4 protein-coding genes and 1 pseudogene are annotated in these 2838 nt (G+C 64.9%); 4 read left to right on the top strand and 1 reads right to left on the bottom strand.

Annotated features, from left to right (window positions below):
- The 3 genes from IT549_RS09655 to IT549_RS09645 all read left to right on the top strand — a co-directional run.
- Positions 1–536 (top strand): TlpA disulfide reductase family protein (locus tag IT549_RS09655; RefSeq protein ID WP_292972533.1); only part of this gene is annotated, 536 nt, incomplete at its 5' end.
- A gap of 6 nt (positions 537–542) precedes the next feature.
- Positions 543–1247 (top strand): 2OG-Fe dioxygenase family protein, encoded by a 705-nt coding sequence (locus IT549_RS09650; RefSeq protein WP_292972531.1) that lies wholly within the window; start codon positions 543–545, stop codon positions 1245–1247.
- Positions 1248–1273: 26 nt separating this feature from the next.
- Positions 1274–1921, top strand: a complete 648-nt coding sequence (locus tag IT549_RS09645) for an MOSC domain-containing protein (RefSeq protein ID WP_066214033.1) — start codon at positions 1274–1276, stop codon at positions 1919–1921.
- A 50-nt stretch (positions 1922–1971) separates the two neighbouring features.
- Here IT549_RS09645 and IT549_RS09640 read toward each other — a convergent pair whose 3' ends face one another.
- Positions 1972–2517, bottom strand: coding sequence for a hypothetical protein (locus IT549_RS09640; RefSeq protein WP_202187998.1), 546 nt, complete (start codon positions 2515–2517; stop codon positions 1972–1974).
- 23 nt (positions 2518–2540) lie between these two features.
- On the opposite strand from IT549_RS09640, the pseudogene IT549_RS09635 reads away from it, so the two are divergent.
- Positions 2541–2838, top strand: a pseudogene (locus IT549_RS09635) (IS21 family transposase); the annotation flags it as partial.

Here is a 2838-nt window from a genome sequence, read left to right as displayed (position 1 = left end):
TGCTCGATCAACTCGCCCCCGAATGGGTGACCAGCCAGTGGTTCAACAGCCCGCCGCTGACGCTTGCGGACTTGCGCGGCCGGATTGTCGTGCTGGGCACGTTCCAGATGCTGTGCCCGGGCTGCGTCGCGAATGGCCTGCCGCAATTGCAGCGGGTGGAACAGACTTTCGCCCGAGAGGATGTCGCGGTCGTCGCCCTGCACACGGTGTTCGAGCATCACGCGGCGATGATGCCGGTAGCGCTCGAAGCGTTCCTCCACGAATACCGGATCGGGTTTCCTGTCGGGTTCGATGCCCATGACGATCCGGCTGGGATGCCGATCACCATGCAGCGCTACAACTTGCGCGGCACGCCGTCGCTGGTCCTGATCGACCGGCAGGGACGCCTGCGGCACAGCAGTTTCGGGCACGAGCCGGATCTTGCACTTGGCGCGCTGATCGCGATGCTGCTGGCCGAGGGCGCAGAGGTTGTGGCCAGCAGCGATGGGCAGCAGCCGTATGGCGAGACCTGCCGGGCAGGAGGCGATTGCAGCTGACAGGACATGGCGAATGAGGAACCCGCACGCATTGGCGCCATGATCGCCAGCCAGGGCTGGGCCGCGCTTTCAGGGAGGCAGGTGCGTGCGCTGACCGGGATCGTGCGCGGGCCCGAATGGGATGCTTTCGGCAGAAGCTGGTCCGCGCTGGGTGATGATCGCTACATGGCAGATGGCGGGCGTTACCGGCGCAGGCGTCATGCCGTTCTGGCGCTGACCGATGGTGAAGTTCGCACCTTGCCGCCACGTCCGCATTACCAGAGCCGCGACTACAACTCGCTCAACGGCGGGATCGAGCGCTGGTTCGCGCAAGTGCAGCCCGAGGTGCTCGGCAGCGAAACCTTTCGTACCTTGCTTGCGTTGTGCCGCGACGTTTTTGCGCTGGCGGACGTACCTTGCGAGATCGAGGTTCATCAGTTCCGGATCGAGGCGGGAGAGACTCCCGGGTACCCCACGCCCGAAGGCATGCACCGGGACGGTGTCGATCGGGTCGGTGTATTCCTGATCGAGCGCTACAATGTGGAAGCCGGATCGACCCGTATCGCGATTGATGGCGAAAAGGATATGACCGAATTCACGCTCACCAATCCGCTGGATGCGGTGTTCATCGATGATCGGCGGGTGCGGCATGGGGTGACGCCGATTTCCAGCCTGCTCCCCGGGCGCGAGGCACACCGGGACGTGCTCGTGCTTACGTTCCGCTTCGTCTAAGCGGTGCCGGGAAAGGACAAGGCAGCATGGAAACAAGGATCAGGGGGGTGCTGTCGGGGCGAGTCGCGCCATTTGGCCCCATGGGCGAGCCGAGCGGTTATGCCAAAGCGATCCGCACCGACCGGGTGGAAGTCACCTTGCTTGGCCTCGAGGGGGACGAGCAGGCCGACCTTGTCCACCATGGCGGCGTGGACAAGGCGGTCCATCACTATGCCATCGATCATTACCCGGCATGGATCGCCGAACGGCCGGGACTGACGGCGGCCTTCAGCGAGCCGGGCGCATTCGGGGAAAACATATCGACGCTGGGGTGGCGCGAGGAAACTGTCTGTATCGGCGACCGCTTCCGTATGGGCACGGCTCTGGTCGAAATCAGTCAGGGTCGCCAGCCCTGCTGGAAACTGGGCCACCGTTTCGGCGATCCGGCGATGGTCGATCGCGTGGTCAAAACCGGACGCTGCGGTTGGTACTACCGGGTGATCGAGCCGGGAATGGTCGCTGCGGGCGACATCATCAGGTTGGTGGAACGCTGTCATCCTGACTGGACCGTCGCGCGGACCTTCCGCATCCTGATCGGCAAGGCGCCGACGCGGCGCGATGATATCGCTGAACTTGCCGGGCTGCCTCAGCTATCGGCGTCCTGGCGGGCGCGCTGCCATGCGATGCTCGGCTGATCGTGTGGTCATGCTTTGACCGGCAAAATCCACTGCTATTCGCGCAATCGTCAGAAATCGCAGCCTGCCGTCGAACCGCGCGGCGGATGTCCTTCTTCCAGGTGGATAGTGGCGGTGTAATAGCTTTGCATGTGCCCCAGTGGTGCGGTCTGCTGGTCGACGGTCAGGGTGAACGGCACTCCTTCCGGCGATGTCCCGGCATAAGTGCGCGATCCCGCACCAGCCCCGATCTTTTCGCAGGACATTTCGGTGATGGCGATCTGGCGCAGGCGCAGGGCTCCGGCGATGTCGTAGGGGATTTCTCCGCCCACCTTTGCCCAGTTTACAGAGACAGTGGCGGGCGCGCTGCTTCCCCCTATCGCGACTTCCAGCTGCCCCAGTGTTCCGGTCGCCAGCGCAGGAGGATTTGCTCTTCCAGCCCAGCGGACTCCCGATGCCCGTTGCTTCGTCATCGTTAGCGAGGGCTTGCCACTCCCTGCACCGGGCAGGACCGCCAACAGCATGTCGGCGGCAGGACCGCTTGCCATGACTTTCTGCCAGTTGGTCCGGCATTCTTCGTCAGCCCAGCGGGCTGCACTGGAATCGCGGCGGATCAAGTCCGCGCGGCAACTCGCCAGTGCGCAACGGCGCGCCGCTCCAGGGCTGGAACCTGCCACCGGCGCTTGCCCGGCTGCGTCGCAAGCTCGGCACCGGCGACGAGGCCGACCGGCGGTTCGTGCGTGTGCTGGCGGCAGTGCTGACCGACGGGCTGGATGCGGTCGAAGGCGCGATCCGCGAAGCGCTGGAGGCGGGTGCCGCCAGCGACGAGGTGATCCTCAACATCCTGTCGCGGCGACGCGAGCCGCCGCCGGTTCGCTCGCTCGACGTCGTGGTCGATCTGAAGCTCAACCATCCGCCCATTGCCGATTGCGCGCGCT

Origin of the sequence: Novosphingobium sp., from assembly GCF_020852455.1 — a bacterium.
In the GTDB taxonomy this organism is placed as follows: Bacteria; Pseudomonadota; Alphaproteobacteria; order Sphingomonadales; family Sphingomonadaceae; genus Novosphingobium.
Note: the sequence above shows the minus strand (reverse complement) of the source record. Positions and strands in the feature narration are given on the sequence as shown.